A 15,081-nucleotide genomic window follows, 5' to 3' on the forward strand; every position below is an offset into this window, starting at 1 on the left:
TTAATCCAGAAATTATTCCTGTGCAGTTTTTAGGTGCTATTTCAGAAGAAAGCGATGCTTTTAAAATTGCGTATAAATACATAAGAAACTGTAGTTTGTTAGATGTTTCCAATTTAAAAGCTGTTTTTGATGTTCCTGAAAAAGACTTATTAAAGCATTTTATTTTATTTCACTCATGAGAATAATATCAGGAAAATATAAAGGCAGACGTTTACAAGCACCTAAAAACTTACCGGTACGACCAACAACAGATATGGCCAAAGAGGCCCTATTTAATATTTTAAATAACCATTTTAATTTTGGCGAATTAAAAATATTGGACTTGTTTTCTGGTACGGGAAATATTGCTTATGAATTTGCCTCTCGAGGTGCCACACCACTTGTAGCCGTTGATGCAGATATGGGTTGTGTAAATTACATAAGAAAAATTGCAACCGAATTTGACTTTGATATTACGCCAATTAAAAGTGATGTTTTTGCTTTTTTACAAAAACACAAAGGAAGTTACGATATTATTTTTGCAGATCCGCCGTATCATCTTGATCAAAAAGATTTTGATAAAATTCCTGTTTTGATTTTTGAAAATGATATTTTAGACGAAGAAGGCATGTTGATTATTGAACATTCTAAAGATACGAAATTAGAACATTTGGATAATTTTTCTTTTGCTAGAACCTATGGAGGAACAACATTTAGCTTTTTTGAATTGGTAAAAGATGAAGTCGAATCAGACGAAGATGATGAAGACGATGATGAAGACGATGAATCGGAATAAAAGCCATTAAGGCGATAAACGATCAATTTTCCAACTAAAATCTGCTTCTAATTTATAACGAATTCTATCGTGTAATCTGTTGGCTCGTCCTTGCCAAAACTCTACTTCAACTGGTTTTACTAAAAAGCCACCCCAATTTTCAGGTCGTTTTATTTCGGATCCGGAAATTTCCTTTTCTAAGTTTTTTAATTTTTCATCTAAAAAATCTCTTGATGGAATTATTTCACTTTGATTTGAAACAATAGCGCCTAATTTGCTGCCCTCCGGGCGAGAATCAAAATAATTATCTGAAATTTGTGCGGCTGTTTTCTCAGCTATTCCTTTAATAATAACTTGTCGTTCTACTATCGGCCAAAAGAAAGAAAGGCAAACATTTGGTTGTTTTAAAATGGCTTTTCCTTTTTCTGAATTGTAATTGGTATAGAAAATAAAACCTTCTTCATTGAATTTTTTAAGCAGTACTACCCTACTTTTTGGGAATCCATCCAAACCAATTGAAGCAATAGTCATGGCGTTTACTTCTCCATTTTCTTGAGCTTCCGCTTCATAAAACCATTTATGAAACAATTGCATCGCATCATCAGGAATGGTGTTTTCTAACAATTCGCTTTTGTTGTATGATTTTCTATAATCGGATAAATCTTTCATTTTTTTTGGTAATTATTCTTTATTCAAAACTTTAAAATTCAATTCAAATATAAAATTTTTGTTTTCTTTTTTGTGTTTCTCTGTAAATCTTTGTGAATCTCTGTGTAATATCTCTTAAAATTCAAAATCCAATCCATCATCTGCTAGCAATACTTTTTTAAAAATTTCTTGTGCTTCTTTTTTAAATAAGTCAATATTTCCGTAACGCGTGGAATAATGTCCAAGTAATAAATATTTTGCTTCTGCTAATTTAGCAATTTTTGCAGCTTGTTTGGCAGTTGTATGCATAGTTTTTTCTGCTAAATGACTTTCGCTCTCTAAAAACGTGCTTTCATGATATAAAACTGTTACATTCTTAATTTGAGGAATAATTTCTACATCATAAATGGTATCCGAGCAAAACGCATAACTTTTAGTTTCCTCAGGGTCAAAAGATAATTCTGAATTGGGTATGATGCTTCCATCATCTAAACTAATATCACCGCCTAATTTAATTTTATTATAATATAATTTTTCAATATTGTGATTTAAAATGGCGTCAATATTCAGTTTTCGCTCTGTATTTTTTTCTTCAAACAAAAAGCCGTTGGTGTACACCCTGTGTTTTAAAGGAATCGTTGTGACCTTTACTTTTTCATCTTCAAAAATCACTTCACTTTCTTTTGAAGTCAATTCCTGAAAAAATAAATTATAAGAAGTGTAAGCGTTTCCTAATTTCAAAAGCAACAAAATGGCTTCTTTTATGCCTTTCGGACCATAAATGTGTAAGTCTTTTTCTCTACCTAATAACATAAAAGTAGAAATTAAGCCAATTAACCCAAAAAAATGATCACCATGTAAATGGGAAATAAAAATATGCTCAATTTGGGAAAACTTAATTTTATATTTACGAAGTTGCACTTGTGTACCTTCTCCACAATCTATTAAGAACATGTGGTTTTTTATCTCTAAAACTTGCGAAGTAGGATGGGTTATGGTTCTTGGGGTGGCGGCATAACAGCCTAATATTTTTATTTTCAAGATGAAATTATGGTTGTTTTTGTTTCTTGTTTTCTTCGTAAATATTCATGGAAAAAAGGAAAATTAGTAGCACATTTGAAATTAATCTAAACCATTCTACTTTATTTTCTTGGTAAAAAATAATTACATTTAACACCAATAAAATTATGCCTAGTAGTAGAAAAAACAAATTAAATTTGGCTCTAGTTGTCATTATTTATTGTTTTCTATTTTGCTTAATTTGATAATCTGTAAAATCAAACCTATTGCAAATAACAGATTTGTAGCAATGGCTAAAAAATTATATTCGTTGGTTTTTAATCCAGAAAATATAAGCATTGCACTCAAAAAAGTACATCCAAATAATAATCCTGTAAAAATGTATATTTTTGTTTGATTGGAAAATTTCATAATTAAAATCCTAAGTCACGTTCAATTTCTTCCATTTCAATAATATCATGTGCTTCAAGCAAAGAAGGAACCGTATTAATTGAAGTTGGCACTTTATTAAAATCTATATCTGTTGCAACAATTACAAAAGATTTTTTATTTTTTTTATGCGCTTTTGCTAAATCTGAGAATTGCTTTAAGTTGCTTATTTCAAATGATTTATCATGCGTAATATCAATTATTAAATTAACAGATTTGTACGAGTTATATTGTTCAGTTAATTTTTGTAAAAAAACATCAAAACTACTTTCAGTATCTTTAATTGTGGTAGTATGTCCTTTATGTGCTACTTTCATTTGAACTAATTTTTAATCTTACTTGCTAATAAATAGATAACAGCCATTCTTACAGCTACGCCGTTTTCCACTTGATCTAAAATAACAGAATGATTGCCATCAGCTACATCAGAAGTGATTTCCACACCACGGTTTATAGGTCCTGGGTGCATGACAATAATTTCCTTGTTTAAGTTATTTAATATTTCATTTGTTAGTCCAAATTGCTGCGTATATTCTCTTGTATTTGGAAAATAACTTACGTCAAGTCTTTCATTCTGTACGCGCAGCATGTTGGCTACATCGCACCATTCTAGGGCTTTTATCAGATTTGGTTCGTACGTTACCCCTAAAGAATTGATGTATTGTGGAATTAGTGTTTTTGGTCCGCAAACTTTTACTTCTGCGCCTTGCATTTGTAAGGCAAAAATATTGGAAAGCGCTACTCTACTGTGTAAAATATCGCCAACTATAACTATTTTTTTACCTGCAACTTCACCTAATTTTTCTCTGATTGTATAACTATCTAACAAAGCTTGTGTGGGATGTTCGTGTGCGCCATCACCAGCATTTACTATACTTGCTTTTACATGTTGCGATAAAAAATGTGCCGCTCCAGGCGAACTGTGTCGCATTACGACCATGTCCACTTTCATGGCTAAGATATTATTAACGGTATCAATTAAGGTTTCTCCTTTTTTAACCGAAGATTGTCCGGAAGAAAAACTCATTACATCGGCTGAAAGTCGTTTTTGAGCCAATTCGAAAGATAATTTGGTACGTGTGCTGTTTTCAAAAAAGATATTTGCGATGGTAATATCTTGTAAAGAAGGTACTTTTTTAATAGGACGATTGATTACTTCTTTAAACTGATCAGCGGTTTCAAGAATTAAATTAATATCATTCTTATTGATGTATTTTATTCCTAGTAAATGATTGACGCTTAATTCTTTCATTTTAGTTATGTTGTTTTTCTTTAATTGTCCTTTATCTCGATATAAACGGCATCTTCGCCATCATTTTCTGCCCATTTTACTAAAACTTTTTCGTTATTTATGGCATCTACTTGTCGCCCACGATAATCGGGTTGAATAGGTAAATCACGACTAAATCGTCTATCAATTAAGGTTAAAAGTTCTATTGACTTTGGTCTTCCAAAAGACTGAATTGCTGTTAATGCCGCACGAATACTTCTTCCGGTATACAATACATCATCTATAAAAACCACATTTTTATCTTCAACTAAAAAATCAATTTGGGTTTGATTGGCTTCAAAATGTTTTTCGTTTCTTCTAAAATCGTCTCTGAAGAAAGTGATGTCTAATAGACCTAATTTTAAATCGGAAACTTGGTAATCGTTTTTTAAAATTTTTGACAATCTATTGGCTAAAAATGTGCCTCTTGGTTGAATTCCGATAAGAATAGTATTGGAGAAATCGAGGTGTTTTTCGATTAATTGACAGGCCAATCGATGTAGAATGATGTTGACTTCTTTTGAATTGAGCAATATTTTTTGACTCATATTTGGTGTATTGTGGCTACAAATGTAAGTAATAAATTTCAAATTTTAAAATACATCAATAAAACATGCTATTTGATAATGAAATCTAAAGCTAAAATTGCTTTTTTAAAGTGTCAGTTTCATTAATTCTTTATATAATTTATGTGTTGGCAAACCTACCACATTCGCATAACTACCATCAATTTTATCGATGGCTACCAAGCCAATCCATTCTTGAATGCCATAAGAACCCGCTTTATCAAAGGGCTTGTAATTCTTTAAATAATATTCAATTTCTTGTAACGTTAACGAAGCAAAAGTTACTGAGGTTTCATCATGAAAAACAATTTCTTTTTGTGCGGTTTTAATACAGACAGAAGTAATGACTTTGTGTGTTTTTCCTGACATTTCTGTTAGCATTCTTAATGCATGAGATGCGTCTTTAGGTTTTCCTAAAGCCACATCATCTAACCAAACTATAGTATCAGAAGTTATTAAAATTTCATTTTCTTTTAGTTTATTTTCAAAAGCACTGGCTTTTAATTTGGCTAAAAAATCAGTTATTTCTTCGGCTTGTAAATGATTTGGATAAATCTCTTCAATTTCCTTTAATCTAATTTCGAAATCAATATCTAATTCTTTTAAAAACTGTTGTCTTCTTGGAGAACCAGAAGCTAAAATAATTTTATGATTTTTGAATTTCTCTTTAAGCATATTGCATAGAAATTAAGATAATAAGTAAGGATAATATGGTTGTAATTTGAACTATTTTTAAAACATTAACTAGCAAAACGTATTCTTTAATTCGTTCGTATTGAAACAATTTGAATGCTACAACCACTAAAGGCAACATGATAAATAATATAAAATAACCTAAAGCATATGAATTATGTGCTAAATTTTCAACTAAATAATAAGTTAGATAAACAATAAAAAGCACAAGCGAAGCACTGCAAATAAGTTTTGCATTTTTAATTCCGAAAGAAGTTGCAACAGTGGATATTCCGAAAGCAGCATCTCCTTTTTCATTTGCAATTGTTTTGATAATCTCAATTGCAAATTGCAATAGAAAAATAAAAATCGCATAATCTGTAAGAATTGAAACTAGCGTTTTCATGAAAAATTCATTACCAGAATATATGGTAGGCAGAATATTAAAAAAACAAATATTTATTATAGATAATCCAGCTACAATTGCAACTATTACATTTCCTAAAATCGGAATTTGTTTTAACCCATTGGAATAAATATATAAAAGTGCGGCACAAATTATAAACAGAGTTGCAAATGCAGGTTTATTAATAACGCGACTTAAATAAAAACCAATTCCAACGCCTAAGCATGTAAATACAAAATACAAATTATAAGCCGTTTTTTCAGAGATGTGAGTGCCAATAACCACTTCATTTGGTTTGTTGATGTTGTCGGTATCTACATCAAAAATGGCATTAATAATATAACCACCTGCTAAAATAAAAAGTGTAGCACTTACAAGTAAAATATATTGAAAATTGGATAATGATTGCCAAAGTACCAAAGATTGTGGCGCACCTAAAGCATCTTTAAAATGAACATGATTTAAGAATCCGTATTTAATTATGAGTTGCATAAAAGCAAACAATGCTAAATTTTCAATTCGAATTAATTTTAAAAAATGTTTCATTACAAATTTATGGTTGTATTAAAAAAACTTAGCATCAAAATCGTCCATCCATTTCCCTTGAACTTTTAAAACTTGCTCTATAACATCTCTTACAGCTCCTTTACCACCATTGGCATGCGAAATGTATTTACTAATGCCTTTTATTTCCTGTACTGCATCTTGTGGGCATGTTGGTAAGCCTACTTTTTGCATCACTAAATAATCAGGAATATCATCGCCCATATACAGAATTTCTTCAGGCTTTAATTGATAAGCGTCACAAATTTCATGAAATTTTTCTACTTTATCTGGAGTTGCCATATAGATATCTTTTATACCCAAATTTTGTAACCTAATGCGAACACCTTCGTTGCTTCCACCAGAGATAATATAAACAGGATATCCTTTGTCTGTAGCGACTTTCATGGCATAACCATCTTTGATATTCATTTGACGAAGCAATTGTCCGTCTTCAGCAATATGAACGATTCCATCAGTTAATACGCCGTCGATATCAAAGATAAACGCTTTGATATCATTCATTAATTCTTTATAACTTTTAGCCATTTTGAATAGATTTTGTCATGATTTTATATATTTCTTTTTGATTTTCGTTTGAAAGAAAATCGATATGTTTTTCTATGGTTTTTTGGTCATTTCTTAAAGCAGGTCCCGTTTGTGCTTCACTAGGTGAGAGTAATTTTATCTTTTCAGCTGTTTCTATAATTAAAGGCTGTAAAATTTCAAACGGAATAGTATTTTTCAAACAAATATCCTTTCCAATTTGATACAAATGATTAGTGAAATTACAAACAAAAACTGCGGAAACATGAAGTGCTTTTCGTTGCTCACCTGATATAGCATGTATATTATTTGATATTGATTTTGCAACTTTTTCTAATATTTTATAATCTGAATCAGTTTCAGTTTCCAAACAAATAGGAATTTCAGAAAAATCAACAGGTTTGTTTTTTGTAAAGGTTTGTAAGGGATAAAAAACGCCCCTACTATTTTTACTATCAAGTACATTTAAATCAGAACTTCCAGAAGAATGTACTATTAACCTGTTTTTAAATTGTAATTGAGTCGATACGCTTGATATGGCAGCATCTGAAACACAAATAATATAAACATCCGCTTCTGCAATTTTAGAAAAATTAGTTGTTTGAAGTATTTCTGGAAAATCGTTAGATACTGTTCTAGAAAATACTTGAACCACTTCTATTTCATTGGCTTTCGAAAATGCCTGAAATAGATGAGTAGCTACGTTTCCTGAACCTAAAAGAATTACCTTTATCATGTGGCGAAGATAAACAATCGCAATAACAATATCAAATTTCAATTTTTTAAAACTCAGATTTAAATAATTTCTCAAATCGGAGTTGTGAAAAATAATCCTATTGTCTATTTTTGAAAAAAAAATATAAAATGAAAATTGTTATTTCTCCAGCAAAATCTTTAAATTTAGATAAAGCACTCCCTACTCCTTTATTTACGGAAGCGGCTTTTATAAAACAAGCTGAAACCATTCAGAAAACGTTAAAAAAGAAAAAGCCTAAGCAGTTAATGGAACTAATGGATATTTCAGAAAAATTAGCAGATTTAAATTGGCAAAGAAATCAAAATTGGCACCTACCATTTACTTCAAAAAATGCACGACCAGCAATTTATACTTTTGATGGTGAAGTGTACACGGGTTTAGATGTATATTCATTATCAGCTGAGAAAGTTGCTAATTTACAAGATAAATTACGTATTTTATCTGGATTATACGGCATATTAAAACCTTTAGATTTAATGCAAGCTTACCGATTAGAAATGGGCACTTCTATAGCAATAGGCACAAAAAAAAATCTTTACGAATTTTGGAAAAAATCAGTGACAGATTATTTAAATTCAGAATTAAATAAAGACGAATTATTTATAAACTTAGCCAGTACCGAATATTTTACTGCTATTGATGCTAAAATGCTGAAAGTGGCAGTAATTACTCCAGAATTTAAAGATTACAAAGACGGAAAGCTTAAAATGATTTCGTTTTTTGCCAAAAAAGCCAGAGGTTTAATGGTTAGATATATTATAGATACTACTGCTGAAACTATTGATGATTTAAAAGGTTTCAACTATGAAGGCTATGCGTTTGACAGTAATTTATCTGAAGGAAATAAATTGGTTTTTACTAGATAAAAAAAACCTCTAACTTTCGCTAGAGGTTTCTGTTTCTTTATTAATTATAGTTTATTTTACAATTAATTTTTTTACAATTCCTTCGCTAGTTTTTACTAAATAAATTCCTTTTGAAAGTTGACTTGTATTTATTGTATAGGCTTCTTTTTCTGAACTAATTTTCTTTCCAGATATGTCAAATAATTCATAATCTGCTACTCTATTGAAATACACAATTCCATTTTCAGACGGATTAGGGAAAATTGTAAATGTTTTAGTGTCTGAATCAAAGCTAGGATTGGTTAATGCATTTGTGTCTACTTCAAAAGTAGTAATTGTACCACTAATTTCGTTAGCTACCAATATATATGCTTTTCCATTTGGACTATTTTCAGGTTTGATATAAGTTATCCCTTCAGGTCCATTATCTCCTGCCCAAGCTGATGTACTTCTGCTGTTTTTATAATCTACAAAAGTTACATTGTTTGGATTTGTAATATTATAAACCATAACACCACCCACTCTTTCTAAAGAAATAAACGCAAAAGTTTGTGTTCCAATTTGAGCAATTGCTACTCCTTCTGGTTCAGGTCCTTTTGCACGGCTACGACCCTTAGGAGTATTGTTTTCGTGATCGGCATTGAAAATAGTAGGATAATTGGCAGCTGTATATTTTTCAAAATCATCACCGCTATCAAAAACAAGTTGTTTTGTGTTAGCATTAAAAATTGAAAAGGAACGAGATCCAACCGAACTAATTACTTCAAAATCGGTGTCAACGTCAGTATTTCCACTTAAATTAGATACTCTAAAGCGACCCATATTATGGGATTGTTTTAGAACTGCAGCGTGAGGAAATAAGGTGGCATCTAAAATGTATGATGATGCACCAACAGTAGTTCTTTCATTAAAACCTGTATATTCTTTTTCATCACCTTCGTTAGCTGTAACTAAATAAGTTGTTCCACCGATTGTATAATTTGCAACGGCATCAGGCATATAAAATGCTTTTATTGGCCAATTTGCAATTAACACTTGTCCGTTATTATCTGAAATATCCATTCCGTTACCAGGAATACTAACATCTTTTGCTCCTAAAGCCCAAAGTTCAGAAAAAGTTAAAGTTGTTAAATTTATTTCTGCTATTGCGTTATTTTCTTGAATTGTCACCCAAGCTTTTTGAGAATCAGCACTTATAGTAATAAATTCTGGTTCAAAATCTTGAGATAAAGTACTTGTCGCTTTTAATTTTCTGACACCTGAAGCAATTAAAGTTGCTTCTTGTGAATTAAAAGCTGTAAACATTAAATTTGTAACGTTTGCTTGAGTTAAAGCGGGAATTCCACCAGAAATATCAATTACGCTTACAGAACCTTCTGGATCAATAGAATAATCTGCGTTTGGTTGGCCTTCATTGGCTGTCATTACTTTCGTTCCATCAGGTGAAAAAGTAATCATATCTGGTAATGCGCCAACAGTAACTTGTTTTAAAAAAACTCCATTCGTATCAAAAAACACCACAGAACCATCTAAAGTTGCATTTACATTTGGTGAAGCTACAGCAACAATTCCATTTTTTACAGCTACCGAAGTTACGCTACCGTAAGTGTTCATATTTATAGATGAGACCAATATAGGTGCTGCTGGAATAGAAAAATTAATAATATCTAAATAACCAGCAATAGCACTTGTAGTAAATATTCGTTGTGAAGCTGGATCGTGAACTACTATTTCACACGTACTTGAACTTGCACCTGAAGGGTCAAAACTACCAATGTAATTTAGTTCAATTTCTTGTGAAGGAACTGGCGCTAAATCGTCATCATCTATAATAAATATGGTTGCTGTACTAGCAGTAGCTGTTACACTTACTCCAACAGGATTTTCTAAGCTTAAAACAAAATATTCTGCTTGTTGTTCTATGGTAGTATCATTTATAATTGGAATACTAATCGTTTGTGTTAAAGGACTAGAACTTGTAAAGTTTAGTGTTTGAGTAACTAATGTAAAATCAGAAGCATTTGCAGTACTGAACGGACTAGATTTTACAACTAATTCTACAGATGAAGTTGTAGGACTTACTAAATTAATAGTAAAATTAAGTGAACCTGCAGTTTCATTAACAGTTAAAAAATTTGATGCTAAAGCAACACTTGGTACTCCTGTTGTAAAAGTTGAAGATTGGATTGTAGTTAAAGCATTATTGCTTAAATCTTCAACAGAATTAGGTAATAAAGCTATATAATACAATTGGCTAGTACTTAAAATTGTAGTAGGTATAATTGTAATTACGTTTCCAGTAATTGTGGCATCAAATGGAACACTAGTTCCTGTTGCATTGCTTAATCGTAATTCAATTAAAGCATCTACATTAGTGTTTGTTATCGCACTGTTATCTATTAATCTAACAGCTTCATTAAAAGTAATTGTTGGATTTGTAGTTGTAGCAATATTCACAGCAGCGTTAGCCGGAACTATTGTTGCTGTTGGCGGAGTTGTATCTCCACCTCCTACGGTTGTTCCTTCTAAAGTAAAATTATCAAAACGATTATTTCCAACTGTTCCACCAGCTCCTTGTGTAAATTCAACTTTTAATTTAAAATTTGCATTATTATTTGCAGCTGCAATTGAAGAAAAGTCTAAAGTAGCTAATGATGGGTCTCCGTTATTAGGTAAAACCGTTGTAAAAGGAACATAGATTGTGCCATCCAGTGTATATGACCAAGATTGAGTTCCTGCACCAGAACCCGATCTTCTGGTTGCAAATTTTACAATAATGTTCTCATATCCAGAAGTTGGTAACGTAAAAATTAAAGCACCACCAATTGGATCATTAAAACGTAAATGAGTACCCTCCCCATCACCATTTCTAGCATTTAAATTTAAGACATTAAAGTTGTTACCAGTACCACCTGCAAAATCAATTGCACTAATACCACCTGCAATTGCAACTAAATTCGCACCACCAAAAGTTTGCGTAGGCGTCGTGATTGTTGCCACTGAGGCATTATTATTAAAGTTCCAATAATGAACTAAATTTTGACCCCAAGTGAAAGACGAGACCATTACTAAACCTAATAGTAAGAGTTGTTTTTTTAGATAATTTTTTGTCATGATATTTAAGTTTTAAAATACTTACAAATATCAATCTGTAAGTTTAAAATATCATTATTCAAAAATTATTAAATGGTAAATTTCAAAGAATAAATCTTTATAAATCATTAATTATTTATAAAAAATAGATAACGTATTTATATAAATCATTATCTAATCTTTAATTTAAAAAGTTTAAAAGAAAACAGAAAATAAAAGTTTAATTTATAAGCCAATTCTCTACTATTTTTTTTCCTTCAGGTGTAAGAATGCTTTCTGGATGAAATTGTACCCCTCGAACATCATAAACACTATGTTTAATTGACATAATATTTTTGTTTTCGTCCACAGAAGTAATCATTAAATTTTGTGGAAAATTGTCATTTGAAATCACCCAAGAATGATAGCGACCTACTTCCATTTCATTTGGCAACTTATTAAAAATAACATCGTTTTCAATAATCGTAATTTTCGAAGCCACACCATGAAATACGTTTTCTAATTTCGTTAACCTGCCACCAAAAACTTCACCAATGGCCTGCATACCCAAACAAATTCCTAATATACTTTTGGTTTTGGCGTAAGTTTGAATAACTTCTTTTAATAATCCGGCTTCTTCTGGAATTCCTGGTCCTGGCGACAAAACTATTTTATCAAAAACTTCTAATTCTTTTAATTCAAAGGCGTCATTTCTAAAAACAGTAACTGTTGCTCCTAAATCTTCTAAATAGTGTACTAAATTGTAGGTAAAACTATCGTAATTATCTATGACAACTATTTTCAAATTTAAATGTTTTTTAAAGTTATTATTTTACTTTTGTAAAAATATACTATTTTATGGAAAATGCAATGAAAATTGGTGATGTTGTTCAGGTTTTAGATGATAATTTAGAAGGTATAATCCTAAAAATTCAATCGGATAACTCAATTATCATTGAAACTAAAGATGGTTTCGAACTGACTTACAATCAAAAAGAGGTCATAAAAATCGCAAGTGATGCGCCTAAAATTAATTTTGAGGGTAACCTTTCTAAGGTACTAGCTGAGAAAGAAACCCCTAAAAAAACAGGTTCGGTTTTAACCAAATTAAGTAAAAAAGACCCAATGATTTTTGAGGTAGATTTGCATTTGGAGAAAATAATTACGGGTAGAAACCAAAATTTGACTAACTTCGATAAATTAAATATCCAACTTGAAGAAGCCAAACGCGCTATGGATTTTGCTATTTCAAAGCGTTATAATCGAGTCGTATTAATACATGGAGTTGGTGATGGCGTTTTAAAAAGTGAGTTAGAATATTTATTAAGACGATATGAAAACATAGTGATCCAAGAGGCCAATTATGGAAAATACGGATTTGGTGCTATGGAAATTTACATTAAGCAAAATTAATTTAATGAAGAAAATATATTTAGATAACGCCGCTACAACCCCATTACGAGAAGAAGTTATTCAAACAATGATAGCTGTTTTACAAAATGATTTTGGCAACCCATCTTCTACACATAGTTTTGGAAGAAGTGCGAAATCAATAATTGAAACCTCAAGAAAAAAAATTGCAAAATATTTAAACTGTTCTGCTCAAGAAATCATTTTTACTTCAAGTGCTACAGAAGGAACAAATTGGATTTTAAGAGAAATGGTGAAAAATAATGGTATAAAAAAAATTATTACTAGTAAAATTGAACATCACGCTACCTTGTATACCATATTAAATTTACATAGAGAATTTGGTGTTGAAGTGGAATATATTTCTGTTTTACCAAACGGAAATTTAGATTTATTTGATTTTGAAAGAAAATTAGATGATAAAATTCCAACTTTAGTAACTTTAATGCATGTGAATAACGAAATTGGAACACAATTAAATATAGATACAGTTGCTACGATTTGTCAAAAATACAATGCTATTTTTCATTCCGATACAGTACAATCTATTGGTAAAGTTGCTATCGATTTGCAAAATACACCTTTAGATTTTTTAGTGGCAAGTGCTCATAAATTTCATGGACCAAAAGGAATAGGTTTTGCATTTATTAGAAAAAACACACCTATGCAACCTATGTTGTATGGTGGTGAACAAGAGAAAGGATTGCGAGCTGGAACAGAAGCCGTTCATCAAATTGCAGGTTTAGCCAAAGCATTTGAGATAGCCAACGAGCAATTAATTGAAGAAACTAAATATATATCAGAATTAAAATCATATTGTATTGCAAAACTTCACGCTAATTTTGAGGGAATTATTATTAATGGAGAAAATACATTTTATACTATTTTAAACGTATTATTACCTTTTTCAGAAGAAAAAACAGCGCTAATTTTATTTAATTTAGATATCAAAGGCATTGCGGTTTCAAGAGGAAGTGCTTGTCAGAGCGGAAGTTTAAAGCCTTCACATGTTTTAGCTGAATTCTTATCATCTGATAACATTAAAAAACCTTCATTACGGATTTCATTTAGTCATTTTAATACCAAAGAAGAAATTGATATACTAATTGAAAGTTTGAAAACCATATAAATGCAAAAAGCCATTCAATTTGAATGGCTTTTTTATATTAGTTTATTCCAATTTATTTAGACCACAAATCAATACTATCTTTGTTTTGCTTAATATAATCTTCATTTTTTTCTGCTGTTGCACCTGCTAAAGATAATTTTGCAGTTTCAATCGCTCCTTTTTTATCACCTAATTTAAATTGAATTAAAGATTTTAATCTGTAATACCAAAATGGCACTTTCTCTCCTGACAAAGATATGCTTTGATTTACCCAAAGTAGCGCTTTATTTAAATCCGTATTCGATTGATAAAAGTATTGAGCACTAGCGTAATAGTCTTTTGCTGATGGGCCATTCATAGTGTCTTCAATAGATTTTAAAACGGTTTTCTGAGTTGGCACTTCAATTTTTATAGAAACCAATGTTTTTTCCCATGATAATTCTAAATTAGCAGCATCCGTTGTTACATTATTAAATGAAATGGTAAATGTTTCTACTAATCTGTTTAAGCTTTCAGGCTTTGCTGATGTTTTTACAGCAATCTTATCATCCATCCAGTTTTCTGGTAAACCCCAATTATCAGTATCTTTATAAAATATAATGTCCCACGAATCTGCTTTTGGAGTAGTGTATAACGCATATTTACCTTTTGCTAAAGATTTTCCATTTATGGAAACATCTTGCGAAAAAGTAACAGTTGTATTTTCATTGGCACCAGTTCGCCAATTTTTCCCATAAGGGACTAATTCACCATAAACTGCTCTTCCTTTTGCACTTGGTCTGTGATATTCTAAACTAATTTGTGTCAAACCAACTGTTTGATCAACTTTTGAGATTGGACTTGCTTGTGGTGTAGCAATCTGGGCACTTAAAATTCCTGAAATTAGAAATAAACTAAATAAGATGTATTTTTTCATAACTATATTTTTTTTGCTAAAATAATATTTTATTTTGTGTTTCAAAGTTAATATAATGATAAAACTTAAAATTAAATTTTTGCTTATTACTAATTAATCATTTAGTTTTGCAGATCAAA

General features: G+C 30.7%; 16 protein-coding genes. 4 read left to right on the plus strand and 12 right to left on the minus strand.

The genetic code is table 11. From position 1 onward, the window contains the following. The first annotated feature begins 175 nt into the window (after positions 1 to 175). Positions 176 to 775: a 16S rRNA (guanine(966)-N(2))-methyltransferase RsmD gene (rsmD, locus tag ACIQ2I_RS00885; protein WP_396180551.1), complete on the plus strand. Its 600-nt coding sequence runs from the start codon at positions 176 to 178 to the stop codon at positions 773 to 775. Positions 776 to 781: 6 nt separating this feature from the next. Here the strand turns inward: rsmD and pdxH are convergent, their stop codons facing one another. The 9 genes from pdxH to ACIQ2I_RS00930 form a co-directional block, all read right to left on the minus strand. Further along, positions 782 to 1,423 carry a pyridoxamine 5'-phosphate oxidase gene (pdxH, locus tag ACIQ2I_RS00890; RefSeq protein ID WP_396180552.1) on the minus strand — a complete coding sequence of 214 codons (642 nt, stop codon included), beginning with the start codon at positions 1,421 to 1,423 and terminating at the stop codon, positions 782 to 784. 114 nt (positions 1,424 to 1,537) lie between these two features. Beyond that, positions 1,538 to 2,443 carry a ribonuclease Z gene (locus ACIQ2I_RS00895; protein WP_396180553.1) on the minus strand — a complete coding sequence of 302 codons (906 nt, stop codon included), beginning with the start codon at positions 2,441 to 2,443 and terminating at the stop codon, positions 1,538 to 1,540. A gap of 392 nt (positions 2,444 to 2,835) precedes the next feature. Next, positions 2,836 to 3,168 carry a ribonuclease Z gene (locus tag ACIQ2I_RS00900; protein ID WP_396180554.1) on the minus strand — a complete coding sequence of 111 codons (333 nt, stop codon included), beginning with the start codon at positions 3,166 to 3,168 and terminating at the stop codon, positions 2,836 to 2,838. Between the two features lie 5 nt (positions 3,169 to 3,173). Then, complete coding sequence (locus ACIQ2I_RS00905; RefSeq protein WP_396180555.1) at positions 3,174 to 4,103, minus strand: aspartate carbamoyltransferase catalytic subunit; 930 nt, start codon at positions 4,101 to 4,103, stop codon at positions 3,174 to 3,176. 20 nt (positions 4,104 to 4,123) lie between these two features. Continuing rightward, positions 4,124 to 4,669: a bifunctional pyr operon transcriptional regulator/uracil phosphoribosyltransferase PyrR gene (gene pyrR / locus ACIQ2I_RS00910; protein WP_396180556.1), complete on the minus strand. Its 546-nt coding sequence runs from the start codon at positions 4,667 to 4,669 to the stop codon at positions 4,124 to 4,126. A gap of 105 nt (positions 4,670 to 4,774) precedes the next feature. Beyond that, the gene (locus ACIQ2I_RS00915; protein ID WP_396180557.1) at positions 4,775 to 5,362 is read right to left on the minus strand and encodes a Maf-like protein; all 588 of its coding nucleotides are present in this window, start codon (positions 5,360 to 5,362) and stop codon (positions 4,775 to 4,777) included. Further along, entirely contained in the window at positions 5,355 to 6,311 is a 957-nt protein-coding gene (locus tag ACIQ2I_RS00920) for a geranylgeranylglycerol-phosphate geranylgeranyltransferase (protein ID WP_396180558.1), read from the minus strand. Before ACIQ2I_RS00920 ends, ACIQ2I_RS00915 begins: the two co-directional genes overlap by 8 nt. Before the next feature lie 18 nt (positions 6,312 to 6,329). Further along, positions 6,330 to 6,857 (minus strand): KdsC family phosphatase, encoded by a 528-nt coding sequence (locus tag ACIQ2I_RS00925; RefSeq protein WP_396180559.1) that lies wholly within the window; start codon positions 6,855 to 6,857, stop codon positions 6,330 to 6,332. Beyond that, complete coding sequence (locus tag ACIQ2I_RS00930; protein ID WP_396180560.1) at positions 6,850 to 7,590, minus strand: Rossmann-like and DUF2520 domain-containing protein; 741 nt, start codon at positions 7,588 to 7,590, stop codon at positions 6,850 to 6,852. Before ACIQ2I_RS00930 ends, ACIQ2I_RS00925 begins: the two co-directional genes overlap by 8 nt. A gap of 128 nt (positions 7,591 to 7,718) precedes the next feature. Between ACIQ2I_RS00930 and yaaA the strand changes: the two genes are divergently transcribed. After that, the gene (gene yaaA, locus ACIQ2I_RS00935) at positions 7,719 to 8,477 is read left to right on the plus strand and encodes a peroxide stress protein YaaA (protein ID WP_396180561.1); all 759 of its coding nucleotides are present in this window, start codon (positions 7,719 to 7,721) and stop codon (positions 8,475 to 8,477) included. 51 nt (positions 8,478 to 8,528) lie between these two features. Here yaaA and ACIQ2I_RS00940 read toward each other — a convergent pair whose 3' ends face one another. Further along, positions 8,529 to 11,570 (minus strand): choice-of-anchor I family protein, encoded by a 3,042-nt coding sequence (locus tag ACIQ2I_RS00940; protein WP_396180562.1) that lies wholly within the window; start codon positions 11,568 to 11,570, stop codon positions 8,529 to 8,531. A 199-nt stretch (positions 11,571 to 11,769) separates the two neighbouring features. Further along, positions 11,770 to 12,333: an anthranilate synthase component II gene (locus ACIQ2I_RS00945; RefSeq protein WP_396180563.1), complete on the minus strand. Its 564-nt coding sequence runs from the start codon at positions 12,331 to 12,333 to the stop codon at positions 11,770 to 11,772. Positions 12,334 to 12,386: 53 nt separating this feature from the next. Between ACIQ2I_RS00945 and ACIQ2I_RS00950 the strand changes: the two genes are divergently transcribed. After that, positions 12,387 to 12,941: a Smr/MutS family protein gene (locus ACIQ2I_RS00950; protein ID WP_396180564.1), complete on the plus strand. Its 555-nt coding sequence runs from the start codon at positions 12,387 to 12,389 to the stop codon at positions 12,939 to 12,941. 4 nt (positions 12,942 to 12,945) lie between these two features. Beyond that, entirely contained in the window at positions 12,946 to 14,067 is a 1,122-nt protein-coding gene (locus ACIQ2I_RS00955) for a cysteine desulfurase family protein (RefSeq protein ID WP_396180565.1), read from the plus strand. Positions 14,068 to 14,119: 52 nt separating this feature from the next. Here ACIQ2I_RS00955 and ACIQ2I_RS00960 read toward each other — a convergent pair whose 3' ends face one another. Beyond that, positions 14,120 to 14,962: a DUF2911 domain-containing protein gene (locus tag ACIQ2I_RS00960; RefSeq protein ID WP_396180566.1), complete on the minus strand. Its 843-nt coding sequence runs from the start codon at positions 14,960 to 14,962 to the stop codon at positions 14,120 to 14,122. Positions 14,963 to 15,081: the final 119 nt, after the last annotated feature.

Source organism: Flavobacterium sp., from assembly GCF_044368995.1.
GTDB lineage: Bacteria > Bacteroidota > Bacteroidia > Flavobacteriales > Flavobacteriaceae > Flavobacterium.

Bases quoted from the DNA above. Each gene is read 5' to 3' on its own strand.
- ACIQ2I_RS00940 (WP_396180562.1), bottom strand. From the start codon at position 11,570: ATGACAAAAAATTATCTAAAAAAACAACTCTTACTATTAGGTTTAGTA.
- ACIQ2I_RS00930 (WP_396180560.1), bottom strand. From the start codon at position 7,590: ATGATAAAGGTAATTCTTTTAGGTTCAGGAAACGTAGCTACTCATCTA.
- pyrR (WP_396180556.1), bottom strand. From the start codon at position 4,669: ATGAGTCAAAAAATATTGCTCAATTCAAAAGAAGTCAACATCATTCTA.
- ACIQ2I_RS00920 (WP_396180558.1), bottom strand. From the start codon at position 6,311: ATGAAACATTTTTTAAAATTAATTCGAATTGAAAATTTAGCATTGTTT.
- ACIQ2I_RS00905 (WP_396180555.1), bottom strand. From the start codon at position 4,103: ATGAAAGAATTAAGCGTCAATCATTTACTAGGAATAAAATACATCAAT.
- pdxH (WP_396180552.1), bottom strand. From the start codon at position 1,423: ATGAAAGATTTATCCGATTATAGAAAATCATACAACAAAAGCGAATTG.
- rsmD (WP_396180551.1), top strand. From the start codon at position 176: ATGAGAATAATATCAGGAAAATATAAAGGCAGACGTTTACAAGCACCT.
- ACIQ2I_RS00925 (WP_396180559.1), bottom strand. From the start codon at position 6,857: ATGGCTAAAAGTTATAAAGAATTAATGAATGATATCAAAGCGTTTATC.
- ACIQ2I_RS00960 (WP_396180566.1), bottom strand. From the start codon at position 14,962: ATGAAAAAATACATCTTATTTAGTTTATTTCTAATTTCAGGAATTTTA.
- ACIQ2I_RS00955 (WP_396180565.1), top strand. From the start codon at position 12,946: ATGAAGAAAATATATTTAGATAACGCCGCTACAACCCCATTACGAGAA.
- ACIQ2I_RS00915 (WP_396180557.1), bottom strand. From the start codon at position 5,362: ATGCTTAAAGAGAAATTCAAAAATCATAAAATTATTTTAGCTTCTGGT.
- ACIQ2I_RS00900 (WP_396180554.1), bottom strand. From the start codon at position 3,168: ATGAAAGTAGCACATAAAGGACATACTACCACAATTAAAGATACTGAA.
- ACIQ2I_RS00950 (WP_396180564.1), top strand. From the start codon at position 12,387: ATGGAAAATGCAATGAAAATTGGTGATGTTGTTCAGGTTTTAGATGAT.
- yaaA (WP_396180561.1), top strand. From the start codon at position 7,719: ATGAAAATTGTTATTTCTCCAGCAAAATCTTTAAATTTAGATAAAGCA.